The following is a 24,290-nucleotide window of genomic DNA, read 5'->3' on the forward strand; positions in this document are numbered from 1 at the left end:
TAGGACGGGGCGGAGCCGGTGCGGCGGCGGACATCCGGCCGGTACGCCGGACGCATCCCGGAATCACCCGGACGGCCTCACACCCGAGGTCCGGCCCTGCAGCCCCCGCACGGTGTCCCCGAAGGTCCAGCCCCTGGAACCGTCCCAGTTGACCGACCAGGTCATCAGGCCCTTCAAAGCACTGCCGTAGTGGTTCCACGCCTGCGCGACGAGGTCCGGTGACATGTAGCCGCCGCCGGCACCGGGCTGGGCGGGCAGGCCCGGGACCTGCTTGTCGTAGGGCACCCGGATCGTCGTGCCCTGCACGACCAGCCCCTTGTCCAGGCAGTCGGTCTGCGCGACGAACCCCTCGACCGTACCCGCGGAGTACGAATCCCCGGAGCAGCCGTACATGTTGCCGTTGTAGTACTGCATGTTCAGCCACCACAGGCGGCCGTTGTCCGCGTACTTCTTCACGATCGGCAGGTACGCGCCCCAGATCGACCCGTAGGTCACGCTGCCCCCGGTCACGTACGCCGTCTCGGGCGCCATCGTCAGCCCGAACCCCGCGGGCATGCGCGCCAGCACCCCGTCGATGATGCGGACGAGGTTGGCCTGCGAGGCCGACAGCGTGCCGATGCTCCCGCCGCCGGTCAGCCCGGTCTCCAGGTCGATGTCGATCCCGTCGAAGTTGTACTTCGTCAGGATCGGCACAATCGTCTCGACGAACCGGTCGGCGACGGCGGAGGAACCGAGGTCGATCCCGGCCGCCGCGCCCCCGATCGAGAGGAGGATCGTGGCGCCCGCCGCTTTCGCCGCGCACATCTCGGCCGGGGTCGCGACCTTGACGGTCGCGTCCATCCCGTCCTCCCACAGCGCGGTTCCGTCCGAACGGATCACGGGGAAGGCGGCGTTGATCACGTTGTACCCGTGGGCGGCGATCCGCCCGTCCGTGATGGGGGTCCAACCGAAGGGCGGGTGAACGCCGTTGGCCGCGCCGTCCCAGTTCTCCCAGTAGCCCTGGAGGACTTTGCCGGCGGGTCTGGGCTTGGTGGGACAGGTGTCGTCGTCGCGTGGTGCGGAGCGGGCGACGGCGGTGAGGGCGAAGGTCAGCGCGAGGGTGAGGAAGGAGACCAGGACGTGGCGCAGTGGGGGTGTTGTTCGGCCGATGGTCATGGCACGGAAGGTAGGAGGGGGTGGGTGAACCGTCAATAGGTCTGGACCAGCTGTGGACACGGGTGATCAGGCCGGACGGTCCTGTGGGTCCGGCATCGTCGCAGGTCTGTGTGGTGCCCGGTGCGGAGGGTTTTGTAGGGCGTCCTTGTACCGGGTGACGGGTCAACAGCCCTTGTGCGGCTGGTCGATGTGCGGAGTAACGTCGGTTATGTCTGGATGCGCGACCCGCATCCTCGCGGGATGCGCATGGACCCGCACAAAGAGTTGGATTGGGTCGACATCATGACAGCTAGATCAGATACGGATATCCGGGGACGGCCCCGATGGCCCCGACGGCCCCGACGGCGTCGTGCCGCGGCCCTGCTGGTGGCCGCTGCCGCCGCCACCGCCGTGAGCGTCACCGCGGCGGGTGCGTGCGGCGGCGGGGACGACGGACACGGCCGGGGCGGTGAGCGCGGGTACGTCGGAGGGCCTGCCGCGGTTGCCACGGCACCCGGTCATGGCGCGGACCATCAGGGTCCGGCGGGCCACATGGGTCATATGGGCCGCATGGGGCGTATGGATCACAGGGGTGCGATGGGCCCGATGGGTCCCACGACCCCGAGCGCACCGGCGGCGGCCAACCAGGTGAACATCGCCGGCTTCGCGTTCTCGCCGTCCACCCTGACCGTCAGCAAGGGCACCACGGTGACCTGGACCAACAAGGACCAGGCCCCGCACACGGTGACCGGAGGCGGGCTGAACTCGCCGACGCTCGGCAACGGTGCCACGTACAGCTTCACATTCAAGTCCACCGGAACGTTCAACTACATCTGCACGATCCACCCGAACATGCACGGCACAGTCGTAGTGAAGTGAAGTGAAGTGAGGTGAGGCGTGGCGGACGGCCCTTGCGGCGAGGTCTCCTCGACCGCCGGGGCCGCGGCTGCCGCGTGCCGACATGTGGCTGCTACGACTGCTGACCGCGGCGGGGCTCGCCGTCGACGCCTACGTCCATGCCGAACTGGCCGGTACCTACGACCCGGTGGGGACCGGTTTCACCGAGGGCACGCTGTTCCGCGCAGAGGCCGCGGCCGCCGCGCTCGCGGCGCTTCTCGTGCTGGTGGCCGGCAGGAGCCGCCTGGTGTGGGTGTTCGCCTTCCTCGTGGCCGTGTCGGCCCTCGGCGCGGTGCTCCTGTACCGGTACGTGGACGTGGGCTCCCTGGGCCCGCTGCCCGACATGCACGAGCCTGTGTGGTACACGAAGAAGGCCGTGTCCGCGGTGGCCGAGGCGGTGGCGGCGGCGTCCGCGGCCGTCGCCCTGGTCGTCCTCGGCCGCCGTCGTGCGGCGGCGGGCAGGGAGGGGTGACGGCTCCGCCCGTAGGCGTGGCGGTTCCGGACGGCGGCCCGGCCGGTGGGTAGGGTCGGCCCGTTTCCGTACGCGCGCGATGCGCAGAGCGATGGGGCCGACGACATGACTCGGGCAGACACACCGACCTGGACACGTGGACGCCGCATTCCGGCCGTGCTGATGGCCGTCACCGCGGCCGTCGTACCACTGGGCTGCTCCGGGGGCGGGGGCGGCGGCCACGCACCGGCCTCGTCGGCGGCGGCCCCCACCTCGACGTCCCCGACGGCCGCGCCCTCCACCCCGAAGGCGGCCACGAAGGTGACCATCGTCAACTTCGCCTATGATCCCTCGCCGTTGACCGTCGGCAAGGGCACCACGGTGACCTGGACCAACAACGACGAGGCTCCGCACACGGTGACCAGCGACGGTTCCGGCCCGCTGCACTCCCCGACGTTCGGTCGCGGCGGTACCTACAGCTACACGTTCGACTCGGTCGGAACGTTCACCTACTACTGCACCGTTCACCCGAACATGCACGGAACGGTCGTGGTGAAGTGAGGTGATACGCCCGCGGGCGGCCGGTGCACGCGCCCGCCGGGGCGCGCGGCCCGAAGAGCTCGTCACCGCGCGCGGTCAGGGGCAAGCTCAAGAGGTCTTCTGCAGCAGCCAAGCGTTCGGGGTGAAGGAGGAGTTGACGAAGACCACGCAGCCGCCGCTGTAGTAGGTCTGGACCTTGGTCCAGCCCTTCGGCGGTTGCGCGCTGGCGCAGGCGTTGACCTGGGTGCCGACGGGGAGCCCGTCCAGCTGCTTGATCATCTTGATGTTCGAGCCGCCCATCACGCGGCACGAGGCGCTGGTGCCCCAGTTCACGTCGACCCAGCCGTCCGGGGTCATCGAGTCGGCGCACACCGTGCGGGTCTCGCCGGGCGACGCCTGGGCCGGGCTCGCCGCGACGGTGGCGACGAGCGTCGCGCCGAGAAGTGCCAGACCCGCGGTGCGGAGTCGTCTCATGGGGGTGTCTCCCAAACGTGAAGAATGCACTGATGCGCTGATGAGTGATCAGTGTTGGCCAGGGCATTCAATGGCTTGTGTGAAGGATTTGAGGAGAGCGTTTTCGGCCATAAGGCGCCCGTCATGACGGCCGCCCACCGAACTGCCAGTTGTGCACCTCGATGTCGGCGTACAGGTCCGGGGTCAGGACGGCGCGTGCCGTGTCCGGGCCCTGGGCCCGGACCAACGCCGCCGTGCCCAGCCAGGTGGTGCCGTCGTCGGACAACAGCGGCCCGTAGGCGATCAGTTCGTCCCGATCGGGCGGTAGCGCGAGGTCGGCGGCCCGCCCCGTGGCGAGGCCGAGCGCAGGTCGACGATGCGCACGCTTCCGTGAGTGTGTCGCCGTCGTCGGCGAAGGCCGCCCACGGGCGATCATCTCCTCCGCGTACCGGTCCATATAGGCCCCATGCTCTTCGAGCAACTCCTCACGCAGCGGCAGGGAGCCGGCCCGGTTCCCGCCCGCCCGGATGCCGGTGCCGCCACACCCAGAAGACCGCGGTCGACACCGCCGCCCACACCGCCAGCACCGCGAACGGGAAGACGTGCTGGTGGCCGCCGAAGTACACCGCCGTGTGCTGGGCGTTGACGGAGGCGCCCGGCGGGAGCCAGCGGCCGATGACGCCGAGGGGGGAGGGGAGGAGGGGCCAGGACACCGCGCCGCCCGAGGACGGGTTGCCCAGGATGACCATCAGGCCCCAGGTCGGGATCATCGCCCAGCGGCCGAAAAGGGTGTTGAACATGGTGAAGACCATGCCGGTGGTGAACATCGTCAGGGCCAGGATGAACCAGGACTCGGCGAACGGGAGACGCAGGGCGCCCAGGACCCAGTCCACGACGGCGCAGATGGCGAAGCCGCCGAGGGCGGCCAGGGCGAGGATGAAGGCGATCCGCTCCGGCGGGTTGAGATCACGGGCGTTGACATTCAGCTGGATGGCGCCGACGAAGCCCAGGATCACGGCGGCGAGCGTGATGTAGAACAGGGCCAGCCCCCGCGGGTCGCCGCTCTGGAGGGGCTTGATGTCGGTGACCGTGACGGGCACACCGGTGGCGGCGCCCACCTTCGGGGCCGTCTCGGCCAGCAGTTGGGCGACGGTGGCCCCGGAGGCCCCCGAGACGTCGAGCATCGCCCCGTTCCCGTGCGGCCAGAGGACGGCGAACACCTGCTGCTGGTCCACCGCGTTGCGTGCCGCCGCGTAACTGTCGTAGCGGAGCAGCTCCAACGAGGTGTCCAGGGCGCTCTCCATGCCCTCGACGAACTTCAGCTGCTTCTCCTGGGACACCGGCCGTGAGGTCACGGCGGTGGGGATGCGGTGCGGGGTGGGATTGGCCATGGCGTAGGTGTACGAACCGGCGAACAGCCCGGCCGCGGCCGCGACGATGAGGACGATGACGGTCGCGGGGAGGAAGGGCGAATGCCGGAACCGGGCCCAGGGGCCCCGCTCCTCGGTCCGGCCCTCCGTCGCCATGCGGCCAAAGTAAGCCCATGAGGCCCGTGGTGCGGCATGGGAAGGAGCCGACCGGGGTACCCGGGGCGTATGAGCGCGCACTCCCCCCGCACCCGCGTCGCCGTGGTCACCGGCTCCGACTCCGGCATAGGCCGCGCCACCGCCGCCCGCCTCGCCGCCCAGGGCATGGACGTCGGCATCACCTGGCACAGCGACCACGAGGGCGCCGAACGCACGGCCGCCGAGGTACGCGCCCATGGGCGCCGGGCGGCGATCACGCGGCTGGACCTCACCGAACTGCCGGACGCCGCCGACGTCGTCGACCACTTCGCCGACGAGCTCGGCCGCGTCGACGTCCTGGTCAACAACGCCGGCACCGGCTCGGCCGACCTCTTCCTCGACCTCACCCTCGAGACGGTCCGGCAGGTCGTCGACGTCGACCTCGTCGGGCCGCTCCTGCTGGCACAGCGCGCCGCCCGCCACATGATCGCGCAGGGCGACGGCGGCCGGATCGTCAACGTCACCAGCGTCCACGCGCACCAGCCGCGCGTCGGTGCCGCGCCCTACTGCGCCGCCAAGGGCGGACTCGGGCTGCTCACCCAGGTGATGGCCCTGGAGCTGGCCGAGCACGGCATCACCGTCAACGCCGTGGCCCCCGGGGAGATCGCCACGCCCATGACCCGGCAGGCGGACGTCGACGTCCACCGGCAGCGCAGGCCCGGCATCCCGCTGGGCCGCCCGGGGGACGCCCGCGAGGTGGCGGCGGTCATCGCCTTCCTCAGCGGGCCCGACGCCTCCTACGTCACCGGGGCGTCCTGGCCCGTGGACGGCGGCATGCTGCGCATGGGGCCGCACGCCGGATCACACCTGTGGGACGACGCCTGGCGGCGCGGCTGGCACGCGGGGGACGCGTCCGGTCCTCAGGACTCCCCGTCCTCGTAAGTGACCACCGGCTCGTCGGGGACGATGTGCATCGCCGCCTCCTCGGCCGAGGCCGCGCCGCCGTTGACCCCCACGTCCCGGGCGAAGACGTCGTTGCGCCGGGGCGGCAGGACGTCCAGGGTCGCGGTCAGCCGGCCGGCGCGTACATCGCCGACCTCCTCGTCGATCGGCTCGCCCTCCCCGCCCGGCTGGTCGCCGATGCCGTCCCCGTCCGGTACGGCGATCTCGGGCAGTTCCTCGGACAGCCGCTGGTCGAGGCTCTCGCGCTCCCTCTGCTCGCGCGCCGTCGTGCCGTGGCGGCCGACGCCCAGCGGCTTCTCCGGGGGCGACCAGCCCTCGTCCAGCACCTCGTCGAGGAGGTCGCCGTCGAGCGCGTTCTCCAGGTCCAGGTCGGCGACGTTGTCCCGGCGGTCGGAACGGGCCGGCTGGTAGACCTCGTCACCCATCACGTCGTCGGACATGCTGCGCTCTCCTTCCTCGCGCGCGTCCCCGCGGCGACGGCACACCTCCAGTTTCCTCCGTACGCCTGCCCCGCGCTCCTCGGAGCGGAACAGCACGTCGGCGGAGGGCTCAGCCGGCCCGGGAGGCGCTCCGGCGGCCGAGCAGCTCGACGACGGCGGCCATGTCGCCGTCCCCGTACCCCGCGGCCACCCCGCGCCTCATCAGTTCGAACACCGGCGCGAACAGCTCCGTGCTGACCCCCTGCGCCCGGCTCACGTCCCCGATGCTGTCGTGCGAGACCTGCATCGCCAGGGTGGAGCCCGTCGCCGAGTAGTCACCGGAGTCGACCTTCGCCGCCATCCCCGGCAGGATGCCGCCGATCGCCCGCAGCCACGGCAGGAGCAGGTCCTCGGTGAACCCCGCCACGGGCAGGCCCGCCGAGCGCACCAGCGCGGCCGCCTGGAAGAAGCCGCCGAACATTCCGTACATCCCGCTCAGCAGCGCCAGATCCGCCAGCGGCGCCAGCCCGGGGTCCGTACCGAGGTGGACGGGGCGGGCCGGGGCCTCCAGCACCCCGCTCCACCGTGCGAACGCCTCCTCGGGGCCGCTGTAGAGCACCAGGGCCTCCGGCCCGCCGATCATCGCCGGCACCGCCATGACGCCGCCGTCGAGGTACTCGGCCCCCAGCGCCGCCACCCGCTCCGCCAGGACCCGGGCCTCCCCGGGCGAGCCGTTGGTGACGTTGACCACGGTCCTGCCCTTCAGCCGCGGACCGGCCTCCTCCACCAGGAGCGTGGCGGCGCGGTAGTCCAGGACGCAGACGACGATCAGTTCGGCGGCCTCCGCCGCGTCCCCGGGGGACGCCGCCCGTACGGCGCCGCGCGCGACCGGGCCGTCGGCCTTCGCGGCCGTCCGGTTCCAGACCGTGACGCGGTGCCCGGCGGCGAGGAACGCGTCGGCCAGGGCCGTGCCCAGGCTGCCCAGGCCGAGGACGGCGACGGACGCGGGGGTGGTGCTCATCGTGAACTCCCTTGCTCTGCGAGCCCGCTCTGTTGAACTTGCTCTGGTGAACTTGCTCTGCGGTGACGGTGGTGGCCATCCGTCCCGATGGCCACGACATCAGTCTCGGAGTGGCGGGAGATCGCGCCAAGTACGCACTTTTTTGTGCGCACTTACCTTCAGGTCCGTGCGGACGGGCCGGCCCTGCCTTGACTTCGCGTGCGCTCCAACTCCTAGCCTCACGCCCATGAGCACTCGGCAACACCGCCTCGGATCCGGATTCGGGGCCCGCAGCACCACCGACGACGTCCTCGCCGGGACCGACCTGACGGGCAGGACCGCCCTGGTCACCGGCGGCGCCTCCGGCCTCGGACGGGAGACGGTCCGGGCCCTGGCCCGGGCCGGGGCGCACGTCCTCGTCGCCGTCCGCGACCCCGCGGGGGCGGCGGAGGCCCTGCGCGGGATCCCCGGGGCGGAGCCCCTCGCCCTCGACCTCGGCGACCCGGACAGCGTCCGCGCCTGCGCCGAGCGGGTCCTGGCCGCCGGGCGCGTCCTCGACCTCGTCATCGCCAACGCGGGCATCATGGCCTGCCCGGAGACCCGCCTCGGCCCCGGCTGGGAGGCCCACTTCGCCGTCAACCACCTCGGCCACTACGCCCTCGTCAACCGGCTGCGCCCGGCGCTGAACCCCGCCGGTGCGCGCGTCGTGGTGGTGGCCTCCTCCGGGCACTTCCTCTCCGATATCCGGTGGGACGACCTCCACTTCCGCACCGGCTACGACCGGTGGCTCGCGTACGCCCAGTCGAAGACCGCCAACGCCCTGTTCGCCCTGCGCCTCGACGCGCTCGGCGCCGCCCACGGACTGCACGCCTTCGCGGTGCACCCCGGCAGCATCCTCACACCTCTCCAGCGGCACGTCCCCCGCGAGGAACAGGTGGCCCAGGGGTGGATGAGCGAGGACGGCACCCCGGCCGAGGGCTTCAAGTCGCCCGCGCAGGGCGCCGCGACGACCGTCTGGGCCGCCACCTCGCCCCTGCTCGACGGCCACGGCGGCGCCTACTGCCAGGACTGCGACATCGCCGGACCCGCCACCACCGACGACATGCTCGTCGGCGGGGTCAAGCCCTGGGCCACCGACCGGGACGCGGCGGCCCGGCTGTGGGAACTGTCCGCGGAGCTCACGGGAGTCGACGGCTTCACCCCGTGAACACCGCGGCTACGCTGCGGACATGAGCTCACCAGCCGTCACACCCGCCCCTGCCCCCGCTCCCGTCCTCCTCGGCCGCACCGCCCTCGTCACCGGTGCGGCGAGCGGCATCGGCGCCGCCTGCGCCCTGCGACTGGCCGCCGCCGGGGCGCGGGTGCGCGCCCTGGACCGCGACGCGGGCGGGCTCGCGGACCTCACCGCCCGGGCGCACTCCCTCCCCGGAGCGGTCGAGGCGGAAGTCCTCGACCTCACCGACCTCGACGCGGCCGAACGGGCCGCCGCCGGCACCGACGTCCTCGTCAACAACGCGGGCATCCAACTGGTCCGCCCCATAGAGGACTTCCCTCCCGACACGTTCCACACCATGCTCACCGTCATGCTGGAGGCCCCCTTCCGGCTGATCAGAGGAGCGCTGCCGGGGATGTACGGGCGCGGCTGGGGGCGGATCGTCAACATCTCGTCCGTCCACGGTCTGCGGGCCTCCGCCTACAAGTCCGCCTATGTCACGGCCAAGCACGGACTGGAGGGTCTCTCCAAGGTCACCGCGCTCGAAGGGGCGCCGCACGGCGTCACCTCCAACTGCGTGAGCCCCGGCTACGTCCGGACCCCGCTCGTCGAGAAACAGCTCGCCGACCAGGCCGCCGCGCACTCCCTTCCCGTCGAACGCGTCCTGAACGACGTCCTGCTGGCCGGCTCCGCGGTCAAGCGGCTCGTCGAGCCGGAGGAGGTCGCCGAGGCCGTCGCCTACCTCTGCGGCCCGTATGCCATGTCGGTCACGGGCACCACCATGGTTCTGGACGGCGGCTGGACCGCGCGCTGAGAGTGGCACCGGGGGCCGTGGCGCGCCCCCGGCCGTCACGCCCCGTGACGGGGGTGGAGCATCCCGCCGTCCTGTTGGATGATCTTGGTGTCATGCCCGCAGGACCACGGCTCCACCGCAACCGCAGTCCAGAGAGGTCTGTTTCATGCAGCACGAGACGAACACCCCGTACGAGACCGGCCCGGAGGCGTACGACACCGCCACCTTGAGCGAGGTCTCGCAGCGCGTCCTGTGGCTCGCCACCGCGATCGTCGACGCCGCCAACCGCGGCCGGCCCAACGACACCGGCATCAAGGTCGGCGGACACCAGGCCTCGTCCGCGTCGATGGTCGACATCATGGTGTCGCTGTGGTTCCACGAACTGACCGCCGAGGACCGCGTCTCGGTCAAGCCGCACGCCTCGCCCGTGCTGCACGCCATCAACTACCTGCTCGGCGACCTGGATCCCGGCTACCTGACCACGCTGCGGGCCAAGGGCGGGCTGCAGAGCTACCCGAGCCGGCTCAAGGACCCCGACACCGTCGACTTCTCCACCGGCTCCGTCGGCATCGGCGCCACCGCCACCGTGTGGGCCGCGATGGCCCACCGCTATCTGCTCTCCCGCTCCGACGCGACCCCGCCCGCGGGCCGGTTCATCGGCCTGATCGGCGACGCCGAGCTGGACGAGGGCGCGATCTGGGAGGCCGTCGCCGACCCCGCGGTCTCCTCGCTCGGCGAACTGCTGTGGGTCGTCGACCTCAACCGCCAGTCCCTGGACCGCGTCGTGCCCGACGTCCAGATCGGCCGCCTCCAGGGCATGTTCGAGGCCGCCGGCTGGCAGGTCGTCACGCTCAAGTGGGGCCGCGAGGTCACGGAGATCTTCCGGCGCCCCGGCGGCGAGGAGCTGCGGCGCCGGCTGGAGGACATGCCCAACGAGGAGTACCAGCGCCTCCTGCGCGCCGACGACGCCGAACTGGCCGGACGGCTAACGGGGGACGCCGCCGGCCCGGCCCTGCGCGCCCTCGTCGACGAGCTCGGTCCCGCCCGGCTCCACCGCGCCCTCCGCGACCTGGGCGGCCACGACATCGGACTGCTGCTGGACACCTACCGCACCGTCGACCCCGACCGGCCCACCGTCGTCTTCGCCTACACCGTCAAGGGCCGCGGCCTGCCGACCGAGGGGCACCCGAGCAACCACTCCGCCCTGCTGACCGGCGAGCAGATGACGGCCCTCGCCAAGGCCTGCGGCACCGACGAGGCCGACCCCTGGCGGGCGTTCGACCCCGGAACCCCGGCGGCCGAGCTGTGCGTCCGCCGCGGCGCTCACCTGCGCCGTACCCCCGTCGTCCCCGAGGGGCCCGCCGCTCTGCCCACCTCCTTCGGCCGCCCGCACAAGGCGGCGATCTCCACCCAGGCCGCCCTCGGCCGGTTCCTCACCGACCTCACCCGCAAGGTGCCCGAGGCCGCCGCCCGCGTCGTCACCTGCAGCCCCGACGTCGCCTCCTCCACCAACCTCGGCGGCTGGATCAACAAGACCGGCGTCTGGTCGGCGGAGGAGCGCCGCGACTGGTTCGCCGACGACGCCGAGCGGCTGCTCAAGTGGTCCGAGGGCAGCGGCGGTCAGCACATCGAGCTGGGCATCGCCGAGGTCAACCTCGTCGGGCTGCTCGGCGAACTCGGCGCCACCTGGAGCCGCTGGGGGCAGCGGCTCATCCCCATCGGCACGCTCTACGACCCCTTCGTCTCGCGCGCCCTGGAGCCCTGGTCGTACGGCATCTACGCCGGCGGGCAGTCGATCCTCGTCGGCACGCCGTCCGGTGTGACCCTCTCCTCCGAGGGCGGGGCCCACCAGTCCATCACCACCCCCTCCATAGGGCTCGAACAGCCCGGCTGCACCGCCTGGGAACCGGCGTTCGCCCAGGATCTGGAGTGGTGCCTGCTGGAGGCCATGGGGCAGGTCGGCGTCCCCGGCGGCACCTCGGCGTACTTCCGGCTGTCCACCCGGCCCGTCGACCCGGCACTGGCGAGCCCGCCCGCCGACGAGGCGCTCCTCGAACGGCGCCGCCGCCAGGCCGTCGCCGGCGGCTACCGGATCACCGCCCACGACCCCGCCGCCGAGCAGGTCACCCTCGTGGGCGTCGGGGCCATGATGCCGGAGGTGGTCAGGGCCGCCGAGCTGCTCGCCGGTCAGGGCGTCACGGCCGGCGTCGTCTGCCTCACCAGCCCCGATCTGGTCTTCCGCTCGATGCAGACCCGTGGCCGGCTCTCCGGCGGGGACGGCGGCGGCATCGTCGACGTCCTCTTCCCGGCCGGGCACCCGGCGCCGCTGGTCACCGTCCTCGACGGGCACCCGCACACCCTGGCGTTCCTCGCGGGCGCGCGGGGCGACCGGATCCGCTGTCTGGGCGTCACGGAGTTCGGCCAGTCCAGCGACCTGCACGACGCGCACGCGCTGCACGGCATCGACGCCGTCTCCGTCGTGGACGCCGCGCTCACGCTCCTCGGGCGCTGAGGCGCCTACCGGTCTACCGGCGGCAGCCGCCGGTAGACCGAGGTCAGCAGATGGTCCTTGGCCGGGCCGGTGGTCCGCCAGCGCAGGTGCCACTCGTCCGGCGAGACGACCGTGAACGTGCCGTCGTACCGGTCGGCCGCGCAGGGGTGCCGCACCGTCCACCGGCCGGTGCGCAGGTCCAGGCCGTGGAACGGCCGGCCGTCGGCGAACGTCACCTCGGCCGTGCCGTCCGGCGCCGGGTCCAGGCCGAGCGTGCGGCCCGCGCGGACCGCGGGGGCGTCGCCCCAGCGCAGCTCCCCGTCCTCGACGTGCAGCACGCGGCCGTCGTCCCCGGTCCGTGCGAAGCGCGCCGTGCCGCGGAACGCGCCGGCGGTGTCCGTCCGCAGGTCGAGCAGCTCGCGCTCGACCGCCCACCGGCCGGTCAGATAGGCGACGGCGTCGGGGACGGGATGCGGTGCGGCGGGGCTCATGTCTCCATTGTCCCTGCCGCATCGTCCGTCCCTGCCGCACCGTCATGCCCTGCCACGCCTTCATGCGAAATGGCCGGTTGATCGACATCTGCGAAGCTTGTCGTATGAAGACTCGGTTCCGCTCGCTCGCCGTGCACTGGCCCACCGCCGTGCCGGCCATCGCCTTCGTCATCCTCGCCCTGACCTGGGGGAGCTCCCTGAACGGGGGGATGGTGGCGCTGGTCGGCTGCGCTCTGGCCGGGGCGGTGCTCGCCGCCGTCCACCACGCGGAGGTGATCGCGCACCGGGTCGGCGAACCCTTCGGCTCCCTGGTCCTGGCCCTCGCCGTGACCGTCATCGAAGTGGCGCTCATCGTGACCCTGATGGCCGACGGCGGCGACAAGAGCAGCTCGCTCGCCCGCGACACCGTCTTCGCGGCCGTCATGATCACCTGCAATGGCATCGTCGGACTGTCCCTGCTGGTGGGCGCGCTCCGGCGGAAGGTCGCGGTGTTCAACCCCGAGGGCACGGGGGCGGCCTTCGGGACCGTGGCGACGATCGCCGGACTGAGCCTGGCCCTCCCCACGTTCACCACCAGCACCCCCGGCCCCCGCTTCTCCCCGCCCCAGCTCGTCTTCGCCGCCCTGGCCGCGCTGATCCTCTACGGCCTCTTCGTCGCGACGCAGACCATCCGGCACCGCGACTACTTCCTCCCCGTGACCGCCGAGGGCGAGGTCATCGACACCGACGACCACGCGGACCCGCCCTCCACCCGCACGGCCCTGGTCAGCCTCGGCCTGCTGGCCCTCGCCCTGGTCTCGGTCGTCGGCCTCGCCAAGGGCGTCTCGCCCGCCATCGAGTCCGCCGTCGCCGCCGCGGGCCTTCCCGCCTCGGTCGTCGGCGTCGTCATCGCCCTCCTCGTCCTCCTGCCCGAAACCATCGCCGCCGTCCGCGCCGCCCGCCGCGACCGCGTCCAGACCAGCCTCAACCTGGGCCTGGGATCGGCCATGGCGAGCATCGGCCTGACCATCCCCGCGGTGGCCGTCGCTTCGGTCTGGATGGAGGGCCCCCTGGTCCTGGGCCTCGGAGCCTCGCACATGGTGCTGCTGGCGCTGACGGTGGTGGTCGGAACGCTGACGGTGATCCCGGGGCGGGCGACGGTGCTGCAGGGGGGTGTGCATCTGGCGCTGCTGGGGGCGTATGTGGTGCTGGCGGTGAGCCCTTGAGGGCTGGTGAGCCCTTGAGGTTCCGATGTGCCCGGTCCCGCACGGGACTTCCGGAGGGTCGCCGCGCCGGGCATGATGCCCCGTCGGGGAGGCGTCCCGGCCGTCCCGGCGCGGTTCCGCGGCCGACCGGGGGCCGACCGCGGCCGGGGCCCTGGCGGCCGCGGAACCGCCGCACCGGCAGCCCGCGGGCTCGGCGCGCCTGTCGTCCTCAACGACGAGGTGCACGCCGTCCGTTGGGTGCGCAAGCCGCGCAGCACGAGTACCGCGTGGGCGGGCGCGCATCCTGACCGCGCCTGCACGCGGCACCGCCGCACTCCCGCCATGGCCCGGCGCGGCCCGCGTCACCCTCCGTCGCGTCACGTCCGACGACGGGGCGCTCCTCGATCGGGCCCGTGGGCGCCCTGACCGGACGCGTCCCGGTGGCGCCGGGCCCGAGGAGAGTGCGGCGGCCTTCGTCGGCTATGCCGTGCCCGTCAGACGCCGTCGCGTCCGGGCCGGGGCCGACGCGGGGAGTTCCGCGAGGAGGTCGCCGATCGAGACCCCGGCGAGGCTGCTCCGCCATGCCTCGTGCGCCGCGGCCATCTTCCGGGCGATGAGGCAGGGCCTCCGGCACTCCTCGGCGGGGAACGCCCCCCGCCCCTGCTGACGGATCTCGCGGCACTCGTACGGCGACGAGGCGCCGTCGACCGCCTCGACGATCTGCAGGAGTGTGATCTCGGAGGCCGGCCGGGCGAGCCGGAAGCCGCCCCGCGGTCCGGTGCTCGCGGCGAGCAGGCCCGCCTTGACCAGCGACTGGAGCTGCTTGGCGAGATACGGCGCCGGCAGGTCGTAGTACTGCGCGAGTTGGGCCGCCGACGCGGTCGCTCCCGGTTCGAGCTGTGCCAGCGTCGTGGCGCAGTGCAGCAGCCATTCGGTGCTCACGGGAAGCTTCATGGCCGGATTCTATCCCGGACTTCATAGATCCCGGATATTGTGGATCCATGAGGTCCGGGATAGCGTCGCCGGGACCGACAGGAACAACCAGGGGAGAACGTCATGCGCATTGCCGTCGCCGGTGCGACCGGGAACATGGGGACACTTACCGTCGCCGCCCTCGAACGCGACGGGCACGACGTCGTCCGCATCAGCCGCTCGCTCGGCGTGGACCTGACGACCGGTGAGGGGCTGGACGAGGCCCTGGCCGGGGTCGAGGCGGTCGTCGACACCACCAACTGCATGGCGGCCGACCCGGACGAGGTCGTCTCCTACCTCGGCACCACCACGCGCAACCTGCTCGCGGCCGAGGAGCGGGCCGGCGTCCGCCACCACGTCCTCCTCTCGATCGTGGGGATCGGCCAGATCGAGGGCAACGCGCACTACGCGGGCAAGCGGGAGCAGGAGCGCTTGGTGGCCGAGGGCGCGGTGCCGTGGACGACCGTCCCGGCCACGCAGTTCCACGACTTCGCGGCCATGGTGGCCGGCTGGACCGAGCGGGACGGGGTCGCCGCCATCGCGCCGCTGCTGGTGCAGCCGGTCGCGCCCGCGGACGTCGCCGACATCCTCGCCGAGATCGCCGCGGGCGCGCCGCAGGGCCGGTACGCCGACGTCGCCGGGCCGGAGCAACTGGAACTGACGGACATGGCCCGGCGCACCTTCGAAGCGCGGGGGCGTGCGGTGAAGGTGGTGCCGACGTGGTCGGGGCTGTTCGGCACGTCCATGGCCGGTGAGGTGCTCCTGCCCGGCGAGGGCGCCCGCATCGCGCCGACCACGTTCGAGAAGTGGCTCGACGGACAGCGCTAGGGGCCCTGGGGGCTCAGCGCAGCGTGGCCAGCCGTTCCAGCCCCGGACCCGGGGTCTTGGCCGTGCCGCAGTACTCGGCCTCCAGCAGCGCCGCGAGGTTCCCGCCCCAGTCGCCGTTCAGATTGAACGCCGCGGTGTGGCCGCCGCCGCGCGTGGCGGCGACGAGGGACGTCGAGCCGTGGATGCCGCCGCTGTGGAACCAGACCGTGGTGCCGCACGAGAGCCGGGACCGGGCGATGCCGAGACCGTAGGCGGACATCTCCTGTGCCTGCACTGGCACGGTGGTCAGCAACTCCCGCTGCTGGTGGCGGGGGAGGAGCCGGCCGTCCAGCAGGGCCTCGTAGAAGCGGGTGAGGTCACCGGTGGTCGAGATGATCTCGCCCGCGGCCCAGCCCCAGGACGGGTTGAGCTCGGTGGTGTCGTGGACCTTCGCGTCCGGGGCCGTGGAGAGGAGCTTGCTGTAGGCGCGGCCGTGGGGGTCGGGCATGCGCGGCGAGGTGCCCGGGAGGGTGGTGTTGCGCAGGTCCAGCGGGCGCAGCACGCGGCGCTCGATCTCGGTCGCGTAGGGGTGGCCGGTCACCTTCTCGATGACGAGCCCGGCGAGGATGTAGTTGGTGTTGGAGTAGTGCCAGCCCTTGCCGGGCTTGAAGTACGGCCGGTGCCTGAGCGCCGTCGCCACGAGCTCGGCGGGCCTGGCGGTGTCGTAGCGGTGCTGCGGGAAGCCGACCGAGAGCTTCTCCGCGAAGGCGGGATCCTCGGTGTAGTTGAAGATCCCGCTGGAGTGGTTGAGGACCTGGCGGAGGGTGACGCGGCGGCCGTCGTTGCCGTTGCCCCGCAGCACGCCCGGGAGGTACTCCTCCACGGGGTTGTCGAGGTCCAGCCTCCCCTCGGACTCCAGCTGGAGCAGGACGACCGAGCTGTAGACCTTGCTGATGCTCCCTATGCGGAAGCGGTCCAGGGAGAGCCGCTGCCGGTGCGTGGTGAGGTCGGCGACCCCCGCGCTGCCGTGCCACGAGCCGTGCCGGTCATGGGCGCGGCCCAGGATCCCGGGCACCGCGCCGGGCCCGGTGGTCTGGGCCTCCATGGCCGCCTGGGTGGCGGCGTGCCGGCCGGTGCCCCCGTCCGCCGGTGCGGCCGACGCGGCGGGGGCGAGCGCCGTGGCCGCCAGTGCCGCCGCGGCGGCCACGGCGGTGAGGGCTCTGCGTAACGTGGGTAACGTCCTTGCGGCCGAGGTTCCTGTGGCCGGGGTCCTTGGGGTCATCCGTCTCTCCGTTCCCTGTGACGATCGGGTGCGTACGAGAGGAAGAACTCCGTCCGGGGCCGTTCCGTTGAGCATGATCCGGCCATGAAGGGGACGCTCAGTCGCGGGAGTTGCCGAAGAGGATCCGGTAGCCGATCAGCAGCACGAGGGAGCCCACGATCGCCGCGCCCCAGGTCGGCGCGTCGAAGAAGTGCTTGCTGATGGGCCGGTGCAGGAACTTGGCGGAGAGCCAGCCGCCGAGGAAGGCCCCGGCGATGCCGATGGCGGTCGTGCCGATCAGCCCGCCCGGGTCCCGGCCCGGCAGCAGAACCTTGGCGATCGCGCCGGCCAGCAGGCCGAGAATGATCCAGCTGATGATGCCCATGATGGTGTTCAGTCCTTCCGGGGGTGCGTGCGTACGGGAGGACGCCCGGCCGCGGAGCGGTGGTTGCCGCACCGCGGCCGGGCGCCCCGGTCAGCCGAGGGTGACGCCGTAGTCGGCGGCGATGCCGGCGAGCCCGCTGTCGTACCCCTGGCCGATGGCCCGGAACTTCCACTCGCCGCCCCGGCGGTAGAGCGCCCCGAAGACCATGGCGGTCTCGGAGGCGGCGTCGTACGAGAGCTCGTAGCGGCACATCTCGCGGCCGGTGGCGTTGTCGACGACGCGGATGTACGCGTCCCGCACCTTGCCGAAGTCCTGGCCGCGGGCCGCGGCGTCGTGGATGGAGACGGTGAAGACCACCTGCTCCACCCCCTCCGCCGCGTCCAGGCCGTCGAGGTCGACGGTGATCCGCTCGTCGTCCCCCTCGCCCGCCCCGGTGGTGTTGTCGCCGAGGTGGCGCACCGCGCCGCCGGGCAGGACGAGGTTGTTGTAGAAGACGAAGTGGGCGTCGGAGAGCACCTTGTTGCCCGGGCCGCAGACCAGGGCGGCGGCGTCGAGGTCGAAGGCGGCGTCGCTCTCGCCGACGTCCCAGCCCAGACCGACGGTGACGTCGGCGAGCGGGGTGCCGTCCTGGGTCAGGCCGGCGTTCTGGCCCTTGGTGAGACTGGTGCCCACGGCTGTCGGGAGATCCTTTCCTGAGGGGTTGTCCATGGATCCTGAGGGGTTGTCCGTGGACCGGGTCAGACCCGGACGCCGAAGTCCTGGGCGATGCCGTGCAGCCCCGACGCGTAACCCTGGCCGATGGCGCGGAACTTCCACTCCCCGCCGTGCCGGTAGAGCTCGCCGAAGACCATCGCGGTCTCCGTGGACGCGTCCTCGGTCAGGTCGTAGCGCGCCAGCTCGCGGCCGTCCGCCTGGTCGACCACCCGGATGAAGGCGTTGCGCACCTGGCCGAAGCTCTGGCCGCGCTGCGCGGCCTCGTAGATGGAGACCGGGAAGACGATCTTGTCCACCTCGGCGGGCACCGTGGCCAGGCTCACCTGGATCTGCTCGTCGTCGCCGTCGCCACCACCGGTGAGGTTGTCACCGGAGTGCACCACGGAACCGTCCGGGCTGCGCAGGTTGTTGAAGAAGACGAAGTGCTGGTCGGAGACGACCTTGCCATTGGCGGCGCACAACAGGGCGGAGGCGTCCAGGTCGTAGTCGGCACCGGTCGTGGTGCGCACATCCCAGCCGAGGCCGACCGTGACGGCCGTCAGGCCGGGGGCCTCCTTGCTCAGCGAGACGTTGCCGCCCTTGGCCAGGGTGACTGCCATGAACTTCCTCCAAAGAAGACGGTGAAGAGGGTCCGGAACGTGCCCCGGTGACACGTCGTGACACGAGAACGTGAGGTCGGAACGGATGGTTCCCGGATTGCGCAAACAGTGAAGTGGGGTGCCGGAACGGCGGATCGGCCATGCCTCGCCCCCTCGTTCTTCCGCTTGCGCAACATCTAAAGTGTCTCCATGATGCATGCCGAGATGTCGAAGGCGGAGACCGCCCTGCTGGTCGGCGGCCCCGCGGCCGGAGCCCGTGTGCGGGTGACCGGCCGGCCGGGGGTGCTCCAGGTCACCCGCCCCTGCGCCGTGGAGGAACCGGCCGACGGGGTGCGGGTGGAGGCGCTGTACATCTACCGGCGCGACCTGGGTGTCGCCGAGGAGCCGCTGCGCTACGGCTACGACGCGGTCAGCCCCTGACCCTCCCGTCCCGTGGATCACGCCCTCCTCAACAGTTGCTATATTGCGCAACTGAAAAAGCGACGAGCGGGGTGGGATGACACGCGCAGCAGTGGCCGAGCGCCGTGAGGGGCGACGGGCCGACGGACGACGGGCCGAGCGGCTCAAGCAGCGACGGCGCGGCCGCGCCCGCCTCATGGGCGCGATAGCCGGCTCCTGCGCCCTCCTGCTGGCCGGGGGCGCCGCCTGGGTCTACTACGAACTCGACGGCAACATCGACAGCTTCGACGCCAAGGGCCTCTCCAAGGACCGCCCGGCCGGCGGCTTCGGCGGCCGGAACGTCCTCGTCATCGGCTCCGACTCGCGCTCCGGCGCCAACAGTTCGCTGGGCGGCGGCGAGGGCGACGTCGGCCGCTCCGACACCGCGTTCCTCCTGCACGTCTACGGCGACAGCGAACACGCCGTCGCCGTCTCCATCCCGCGCGACACCCTCGTCGACATCCCGCCCTGCCGCCTCCCGGACGGCACCTGGACGAAGACGCAGACCGGCGTCATGTTCAACTCGGCCTTCTCCGTGGGTCTCACGGCCAAGGGAAACCCCGCCTGCACCCAGAACACCGTGGAGAAACTCACCGGGCTGCGTGTCGACCACACCGTCGTCGTCGACTTCGCGGGCTTCTCCAAGATGACCTCCGCCGTCGGCGGCGTCCAGGTGTGCCTGCCCAACGATGTCTACCAGGGCGATCTCAATCCCCACCGCGGATCGCGCGGCGAGCGCATCTTCGCCAAGGGACCGCAGAACGTCTCCGGGCAGAAGGCCCTCGACTACGTCCGCCTGCGGCACGGCATCGGCGACGGCTCCGACATCGGCCGCATCCAGCGCCAACAGGCCTTCGTCTCCAGCCTCATCAAGAAGGTGAAGGGAGAGGGGTTCGACCCCACCACCCTGCTGCCGTTGGCCAATGCCGCCACGAAGTCCATGACCGTGGACCCCGGACTCGACTCCGCACAGAAACTGCTCTCCTTCGCGATGTCGCTGAAGAACGTGGACCTGCACAACACCAAGTTCGTCACCCTGCCCTGGCGTTACCAGGGCAACCGGGTCGCCGTCGTCCACCCCGACGCCGAGGCCCTGTGGGAGTCGCTGCGCAACGACCGCACCATCGACGGAAAGAACGCCGGTGGGAAGAAGAACGGTGGAAAGAACGACGGTGGAAAGAACGACGGCGGCAGGCCCGGGGCCGCCCCGAGCGCGTCCCCGGAGCCCACGTCCGGCGCCGGCATCAGCGTCACCGTCCACAACGGCACCACCGTCAAGGGACTCGCCGCCCGCGCCGCCGACATGCTCAGGAAGGACGGCTTCACCGTCACCGGCACCGCGACCGTCCCGGAGCCCGGCCGGACCGCCACCCTCGTCACCTACGGACCCGGCCTCAAGAGCCGGGCCGAGAACCTCGCCCGGCGCTTCCCCGGCGCGGAACTGCGCCAGTCCGCCGCCGGGGGACTCGTCGTCACCCTCGGCCGGACCTACGCCGCCGACCCGTCGCCCGCCCCGTCCGCGCCGGCCCCGACGGCCGTCCCCTCCCGGGTCGCCGAGAAGGCCCGCTCGGCCGACGACGACGTCTGCTCCAACCTCTCCTACGGGTGACCGGGCCCACGGCGCCCCGCCGCACACCGCTCCCGGCCGCGGGCGGGGGGACCGCCCGCACCGGCCCGGCCGCGCGTACGCTGGGACCGCCGGACCGAGCGCACGGGGAGGCAGGGATGGCGTCGCCGAGCACCGGCACGGAGGACCCCTCGCCCGAGGAACTCCGGCGCGCCGCCGCCGTCTTCGCCCTGCTGGCCTCGCCGGTCCGCCTCCACGTCCTGTGGCTCCTCGCCCAGGGCGAACACCACGTCACCAGCCTCGCCGAGCGCGTCGGGCAGTCCCTGCCCGCCGTCAGCCAGCACCTGACCAAACTCCGGCTGGCCGGCCTCGTCGACGCCCGCAGGGCCGGCCGGCACACGGTCTATCTGGCGACCGACCCGGCCGTCGGCGCCGTGGTGGAGCGGGTCCTCGGCCACCTGGCGGAGGACCGGGCCGCGGTGCGTCCGGCCGCCCGTGCCCGCTGAACCGGACCCGCCGGGCCGCCGTATGCCGGACGAGGACGGACGGAGGGCGGGCGAGGGGCGGACGCGCAACTCCCGCGCTCCCGGGGGCGCGTGCCCCGGAGCGCGGGCACGGCCGGTGCAACGGCCTGAACGCGCGCCGGACCGCGGACCGTTGCGGCTGTCCGGACCCACCGCCGTAGCCTGGCCGTTCATTCGGTCACGCCCCGGGTGACGCGTCGCGACGAGGGGACGCCGCCGTGCCGCGGGCGGAAGCGGGTCCTCACCGCGACGACGGGGAAAAGACGACGGGGAAAAATCGGCCAGTTGACCCCACGGCCCCGTGCGCCCGCGGGTCCGCCGCCCCCGCCGGGCCGACGGGGGACCTTCCCGGAAAGGGGGATCGATGGACGGCTATGTGATGGCGCGCGGCCGGGCCCGGGACGACGAGGACCACGGCGTCCCGGACGAGAACCACGGCTTCCTGGGCGCACGGCCGCCGGGCGCCTGGTGGCGCTCCTACACGGGGAGCACCGACCCCGACCGGCCGACGCTCCTCGTCGAGGCGGACGCCGGCGGCTGGCGGGCCTACCTCGGCGGCATACCCGCCGGGCCCCTCGGCGCGGAACCCGCGCCGGACACCGCTCCCTCGGGCTTCGCCCTGGCCTTCACGGGCGGCCCGGGGGAGGAGGCGGCCGGCGGGGTCGTACGACTCGTCGCCCGCTGGCTGGAGGACCTCGCCGAGGGCCGGCCGGACGGGCCGGTGAGCGCGTGCCTGCGACGGCACTTCCCCGACGGCACCGTCGAACGCCTCGGCGACACGGACACGGCGGGGGAGACCCGGCTGCTGCTGGCACGCACCCTGGCGGACGTGGCGTGGCTGCCGGCCCCGGGGGACGCCGGGGGCCCGGACCTGCCGGCCGCCGGGGGCGACCCCCCGGCATGGATCGGGACCGTGCACCACCGCTCCTCGCGCGAGCGCTTCGTCATGCGCGTCGAGGAACTGCTCTCCGGCGTCGAGGGCCGGGCCCTGCTCCTCAACCGGGTCGGCGGCCCCGAACAGGCGCCGGCCGGACGCCCCGGAGAACGGCTGACCGTGCTGACCGACCGGCCCGCCGGTACCCTCGGCGGCGGTCCGGTGGCCCTGGCGGGCGGGAGGCCGCCCTACGGCGCGCTGTCCGCGAAGGCACTGATCCTGGCGGGTGCCGTGGTCGTGGTCGGGTGCTTCGTGTGGGTGCTGTGCATGACGGCGGGATGAGGGGGCGGTCGGGGCCGCGCCCCGTCGGCGTCCCAAGGGCACGGAGCCGTCGGCTCCGGCGCGAGGGACCACCGCCCGTCCGCTCCCCGGGAATCCGTGCGCGTGCGCATTTCCGCTCCGCCGGGCGCATTCGGCGTTTGACGGGTCCCTCACGGGTCATTCGTGTCGTGTCGGCCGGTGACGGGCAGAAAGGCGAACGGACATGGGCATCATCGCGTGGATCGTCATAGGGCTGATCGCCGGAGCGGCGGCCAAGGCCATCATGCCGGGCAGGGACCCCGGCGGAGTCTTCGTGACCATGCTGATCGGTATTGCCGGCGGTCTCCTCGGCGGATTCCTCGGCAAGGTGATTTTCGGGATCCATTCCCTCACCGGTTTCTTCCACCTCTCCACCTGGATCGCCGCGATCGTCGGATCGCTCGTGATCCTCGCCCTCTACCGGCTCTTCGCCGGGCGCCGCTCGTCACGGGGGTGACCCGTCCGGTCACACGGGGTGGGTGGCGAGGAATGAAGAGCGTCTTCCGGGGCAGGCGCGTGCCGGTCAGTACATCCGTCGCACGCACTTCGCTTCGTGGAGGAATTCATGCTGCTCGCCCACCCCGCCGTTCTCCGTGACCTCGTCGAGCGCCACACCGCCCTCGAGCGCGCCGCGGCATCGGGTGCGGCGGACCCGGGGATACGGCAGGAGCTGGCGGACGTCACCTACACCCTGTGCGTGACGACCGGGACCAGGGACGCCGATGCCGCGCTGCGCGTCGCCCGTCACCGGCTGGCGAAGTCCGGCGGGGACCACGAGGACGGGGCGGTCCCGGGCGGGCGCTGATCTCGATCCGTGATCACAGTCGGCTCGGTTCGCCCCTCGGCGGGTGCGCCGCGCGGTGATGGGATGGAGTCATCCGGCCCGGGCGGTCCGCCCGGGCCCCTCCTTCTCGCACTGCGGAGCGTTTCCATGCCTCTCATCCAGGTGAAGCAGACCCCCGGCAAGACGGCCGAGCAGAAGGCCGCGCTGGTCCGTGAGCTCACGGACGCCTATGTGCGGGCCACCGGCGGAAAGCCGGAGAGCCTCTGGGTCACCGTCGAGGAGGTCGCCACGGACAGCTGGGCGGTCGGGGGCGAGACGCTCGCGGCCCGCGCGGCGGCGGCACAGGGCTGACCCTGCCGACGGAGCGCCCGATTCATCCCCTTCGGGGAAGGAATCGGGCGCTTTTCCGTTCACGTTTCGTGAGGAATACGTCGCTCGGAGTCGCGCGAATGCCCTCGCGCTGTGAGCCCGGCCATGGGACGTGCGTCACTTACTGCTTTGTTTAGTGAGTGCGGTCGGCTCTGTGGTGGGAATTCACGCCGGTGCGGGTGGGTGTGGACGGTGGTCGGTAGTAGGTCACAGGCATTGTCAGGGGTTTTCCCGGCCGCTAACAATTGCTGGACCCGCTGGGGCGCCGTCGGATTGCGGCGCTCGTTTCGTATCGGATCTCCGGAGCGGTGCGGTTCCGCGATACGGGAAGAGGTTCTTCTTCGCATGCGTTCCACTCACTCCGGTTATACCCGTCTGTCCAAGGTCCACAAGATTTCCGCCGCTGGTCTCGGTGCTGCTGGTGCGGCTGCCGTGGCGTTCGCGGTGGTTTCGGGTGGTCCGGCCGCCGCCCAGTCGGTGGCCGTGAAGCCGGTGGCGTTCGACGCCAAGGCGTTCACCGCGGACGAGCAGGGCCGGGGCGAGCTCGCGCAGCAGGCCGACGAGGCCGCCGCGCAGGCGCGGACGGAGGCCGCCGCGACGGTCAAGGCCGATGGTGAGGCGAAGGCCGCCAAGGCCGCTGCGGACAAGGAGCGCGCCGAGAAGGAGACCGCGAGCCGTTCCGCCGCGCGTCAGCCGGTCAAGGCCGCCGAGCAGGCCCCGGCCGCCGCTCCGGCGCCGAAGGCCTACGGCAACGACCTGGACGGCTGGATCAACCAGGCGCTGGACATCATGCGGGCCAAGGGCATCCCCGGCTCCTACGAGGGCATCAAGCGCAACGTCCTGCGCGAGTCGACCGGCAACCCCCAGGCGATCAACGACTGGGACGTCAACGCGGTGAACGGTGTGCCGTCGAAGGGTCTGCTGCAGATCATCGACCCGACGTTCCAGGCCTTCCACGTGGACGGTACGTCCTGGGACATCTACGACCCGGTGGCCAACATCGTCGCGTCCTGCAACTACGCCGCCAAGACCTACGGCTCCATGGACAACGTCAACTCCGCCTACTGATCAGTTCAGTCGAGGCCCAGCAGAACGCGGCCGC

At 72.3% G+C, this 24,290-nt stretch carries 30 protein-coding genes; 17 read left to right on the top strand and 13 right to left on the bottom strand.

The features are described 5' to 3' along the window. Positions 1-63: 63 nt before the first annotated feature. Together AB8735_RS34905 and AB8735_RS34910 are read right to left on the bottom strand one after the other, a co-directional pair. Positions 64-1,155: a chitinase gene (locus tag AB8735_RS34905; RefSeq protein ID WP_372411656.1), complete on the bottom strand. Its 1,092-nt coding sequence runs from the start codon at positions 1,153-1,155 to the stop codon at positions 64-66. Between the two features lie 294 nt (positions 1,156-1,449). Further along, positions 1,450-1,656 (bottom strand): hypothetical protein, encoded by a 207-nt coding sequence (locus tag AB8735_RS34910; RefSeq protein WP_372411657.1) that lies wholly within the window; start codon positions 1,654-1,656, stop codon positions 1,450-1,452. A gap of 84 nt (positions 1,657-1,740) precedes the next feature. On the opposite strand from AB8735_RS34910, the gene AB8735_RS34915 reads away from it, so the two are divergent. From AB8735_RS34915 to AB8735_RS34925, 3 genes are all read left to right on the top strand, one after another. Then, positions 1,741-2,013, top strand: coding sequence for a cupredoxin family copper-binding protein (locus AB8735_RS34915; protein ID WP_344021209.1), 273 nt, complete (start codon positions 1,741-1,743; stop codon positions 2,011-2,013). 82 nt (positions 2,014-2,095) lie between these two features. Continuing rightward, positions 2,096-2,503, top strand: a complete 408-nt coding sequence (locus tag AB8735_RS34920; RefSeq protein WP_372411659.1) for a hypothetical protein — start codon at positions 2,096-2,098, stop codon at positions 2,501-2,503. A 105-nt stretch (positions 2,504-2,608) separates the two neighbouring features. Beyond that, entirely contained in the window at positions 2,609-3,043 is a 435-nt protein-coding gene (locus AB8735_RS34925) for a plastocyanin/azurin family copper-binding protein (RefSeq protein WP_372411661.1), read from the top strand. An 87-nt stretch (positions 3,044-3,130) separates the two neighbouring features. On the opposite strand, the gene AB8735_RS34930 is transcribed toward AB8735_RS34925, so the two are convergent. From AB8735_RS34930 to AB8735_RS34940, 3 genes are all read right to left on the bottom strand, one after another. Further along, entirely contained in the window at positions 3,131-3,496 is a 366-nt protein-coding gene (locus AB8735_RS34930; RefSeq protein ID WP_344021203.1) for a hypothetical protein, read from the bottom strand. Between the two features lie 121 nt (positions 3,497-3,617). Beyond that, complete coding sequence (locus tag AB8735_RS34935; protein WP_372411662.1) at positions 3,618-3,932, bottom strand: hypothetical protein; 315 nt, start codon at positions 3,930-3,932, stop codon at positions 3,618-3,620. Positions 3,933-3,960: 28 nt separating this feature from the next. Beyond that, complete coding sequence (locus AB8735_RS34940) at positions 3,961-5,001, bottom strand: ABC transporter permease (RefSeq protein ID WP_372411663.1); 1,041 nt, start codon at positions 4,999-5,001, stop codon at positions 3,961-3,963. Positions 5,002-5,070: 69 nt separating this feature from the next. Between AB8735_RS34940 and AB8735_RS34945 the strand changes: the two genes are divergently transcribed. Further along, positions 5,071-5,922 carry an SDR family oxidoreductase gene (locus AB8735_RS34945; protein ID WP_372411664.1) on the top strand — a complete coding sequence of 284 codons (852 nt, stop codon included), beginning with the start codon at positions 5,071-5,073 and terminating at the stop codon, positions 5,920-5,922. Here the strand turns inward: AB8735_RS34945 and AB8735_RS34950 are convergent. Both AB8735_RS34950 and AB8735_RS34955 read right to left on the bottom strand, forming a co-directional pair. Then, complete coding sequence (locus AB8735_RS34950) at positions 5,901-6,383, bottom strand: DUF5709 domain-containing protein (protein ID WP_344021195.1); 483 nt, start codon at positions 6,381-6,383, stop codon at positions 5,901-5,903. The two genes, AB8735_RS34945 and AB8735_RS34950, sit on opposite strands and share 22 nt — an antisense overlap. Before the next feature lie 109 nt (positions 6,384-6,492). Further along, entirely contained in the window at positions 6,493-7,383 is an 891-nt protein-coding gene (locus tag AB8735_RS34955) for an NAD(P)-dependent oxidoreductase (RefSeq protein ID WP_372411665.1), read from the bottom strand. A gap of 226 nt (positions 7,384-7,609) precedes the next feature. On the opposite strand from AB8735_RS34955, the gene AB8735_RS34960 reads away from it, so the two are divergent. The 3 genes from AB8735_RS34960 to AB8735_RS34970 all read left to right on the top strand — a co-directional run bounded on the left by AB8735_RS34960 (position 7,610) and on the right by AB8735_RS34970 (position 11,880). After that, on the top strand, positions 7,610-8,569 hold the full coding sequence (locus tag AB8735_RS34960) for an SDR family NAD(P)-dependent oxidoreductase (protein ID WP_372411667.1): 960 nt from the start codon (positions 7,610-7,612) through the stop codon (positions 8,567-8,569). 22 nt (positions 8,570-8,591) lie between these two features. Continuing rightward, a complete protein-coding gene (locus AB8735_RS34965; protein WP_344021189.1) occupies positions 8,592-9,389 on the top strand; it encodes a 3-hydroxybutyrate dehydrogenase in 798 nt (265 codons plus the stop codon). 145 nt (positions 9,390-9,534) lie between these two features. Beyond that, positions 9,535-11,880 carry a pyruvate dehydrogenase gene (locus AB8735_RS34970; RefSeq protein WP_372411669.1) on the top strand — a complete coding sequence of 782 codons (2,346 nt, stop codon included), beginning with the start codon at positions 9,535-9,537 and terminating at the stop codon, positions 11,878-11,880. 5 nt (positions 11,881-11,885) lie between these two features. On the opposite strand, the gene AB8735_RS34975 is transcribed toward AB8735_RS34970, so the two are convergent. Next, positions 11,886-12,350 (bottom strand): DUF6314 family protein, encoded by a 465-nt coding sequence (locus tag AB8735_RS34975; protein ID WP_372411670.1) that lies wholly within the window; start codon positions 12,348-12,350, stop codon positions 11,886-11,888. 104 nt (positions 12,351-12,454) lie between these two features. On the opposite strand from AB8735_RS34975, the gene AB8735_RS34980 reads away from it, so the two are divergent. Then, complete coding sequence (locus AB8735_RS34980) at positions 12,455-13,555, top strand: calcium:proton antiporter (protein WP_372411671.1); 1,101 nt, start codon at positions 12,455-12,457, stop codon at positions 13,553-13,555. 459 nt (positions 13,556-14,014) lie between these two features. On the opposite strand, the gene AB8735_RS34985 is transcribed toward AB8735_RS34980, so the two are convergent. Then, entirely contained in the window at positions 14,015-14,488 is a 474-nt protein-coding gene (locus AB8735_RS34985) for an Rrf2 family transcriptional regulator (RefSeq protein ID WP_372411672.1), read from the bottom strand. Between the two features lie 102 nt (positions 14,489-14,590). On the opposite strand from AB8735_RS34985, the gene AB8735_RS34990 reads away from it, so the two are divergent. Next, positions 14,591-15,334, top strand: a complete 744-nt coding sequence (locus AB8735_RS34990; protein ID WP_344021176.1) for an SDR family oxidoreductase — start codon at positions 14,591-14,593, stop codon at positions 15,332-15,334. A gap of 13 nt (positions 15,335-15,347) precedes the next feature. Here the strand turns inward: AB8735_RS34990 and AB8735_RS34995 are convergent, their stop codons facing one another. From AB8735_RS34995 to AB8735_RS35010, 4 genes are all read right to left on the bottom strand, one after another. Next, positions 15,348-16,595, bottom strand: coding sequence for a serine hydrolase domain-containing protein (locus AB8735_RS34995; RefSeq protein ID WP_372411674.1), 1,248 nt, complete (start codon positions 16,593-16,595; stop codon positions 15,348-15,350). A gap of 97 nt (positions 16,596-16,692) precedes the next feature. Beyond that, complete coding sequence (locus AB8735_RS35000) at positions 16,693-16,959, bottom strand: GlsB/YeaQ/YmgE family stress response membrane protein (protein WP_344021172.1); 267 nt, start codon at positions 16,957-16,959, stop codon at positions 16,693-16,695. 90 nt (positions 16,960-17,049) lie between these two features. Then, positions 17,050-17,631, bottom strand: coding sequence for a TerD family protein (locus AB8735_RS35005; protein ID WP_372411675.1), 582 nt, complete (start codon positions 17,629-17,631; stop codon positions 17,050-17,052). A 65-nt stretch (positions 17,632-17,696) separates the two neighbouring features. After that, complete coding sequence (locus tag AB8735_RS35010; protein WP_344021168.1) at positions 17,697-18,272, bottom strand: TerD family protein; 576 nt, start codon at positions 18,270-18,272, stop codon at positions 17,697-17,699. A 189-nt stretch (positions 18,273-18,461) separates the two neighbouring features. On the opposite strand from AB8735_RS35010, the gene AB8735_RS35015 reads away from it, so the two are divergent. The 8 genes from AB8735_RS35015 (at position 18,462) to AB8735_RS35050 (ending at position 24,256) form a co-directional block, all read left to right on the top strand. After that, positions 18,462-18,692: a hypothetical protein gene (locus AB8735_RS35015; RefSeq protein ID WP_344021166.1), complete on the top strand. Its 231-nt coding sequence runs from the start codon at positions 18,462-18,464 to the stop codon at positions 18,690-18,692. A gap of 76 nt (positions 18,693-18,768) precedes the next feature. Continuing rightward, positions 18,769-20,319, top strand: coding sequence for an LCP family protein (locus tag AB8735_RS35020; RefSeq protein ID WP_372411677.1), 1,551 nt, complete (start codon positions 18,769-18,771; stop codon positions 20,317-20,319). Positions 20,320-20,435: 116 nt separating this feature from the next. Beyond that, complete coding sequence (locus AB8735_RS35025; RefSeq protein ID WP_344021162.1) at positions 20,436-20,783, top strand: metalloregulator ArsR/SmtB family transcription factor; 348 nt, start codon at positions 20,436-20,438, stop codon at positions 20,781-20,783. A 382-nt stretch (positions 20,784-21,165) separates the two neighbouring features. Further along, on the top strand, positions 21,166-22,017 hold the full coding sequence (locus AB8735_RS35030) for a hypothetical protein (RefSeq protein WP_372411678.1): 852 nt from the start codon (positions 21,166-21,168) through the stop codon (positions 22,015-22,017). Positions 22,018-22,219: 202 nt separating this feature from the next. Then, the gene (locus AB8735_RS35035) at positions 22,220-22,492 is read left to right on the top strand and encodes a GlsB/YeaQ/YmgE family stress response membrane protein (protein WP_344021158.1); all 273 of its coding nucleotides are present in this window, start codon (positions 22,220-22,222) and stop codon (positions 22,490-22,492) included. A 96-nt stretch (positions 22,493-22,588) separates the two neighbouring features. After that, a complete protein-coding gene (locus AB8735_RS35040; RefSeq protein ID WP_372411680.1) occupies positions 22,589-22,840 on the top strand; it encodes a DUF5133 domain-containing protein in 252 nt (83 codons plus the stop codon). A gap of 126 nt (positions 22,841-22,966) precedes the next feature. Continuing rightward, positions 22,967-23,170, top strand: coding sequence for a 4-oxalocrotonate tautomerase family protein (locus tag AB8735_RS35045; protein ID WP_344021154.1), 204 nt, complete (start codon positions 22,967-22,969; stop codon positions 23,168-23,170). A 363-nt stretch (positions 23,171-23,533) separates the two neighbouring features. After that, the gene (locus AB8735_RS35050) at positions 23,534-24,256 is read left to right on the top strand and encodes a transglycosylase SLT domain-containing protein (protein ID WP_372404258.1); all 723 of its coding nucleotides are present in this window, start codon (positions 23,534-23,536) and stop codon (positions 24,254-24,256) included. Positions 24,257-24,290 lie beyond the last annotated feature (34 nt).

It is taken from the genome of Streptomyces luteireticuli (assembly GCF_041519305.1).
Classification (GTDB): Bacteria; Actinomycetota; Actinomycetes; order Streptomycetales; family Streptomycetaceae; genus Streptomyces; species Streptomyces luteireticuli.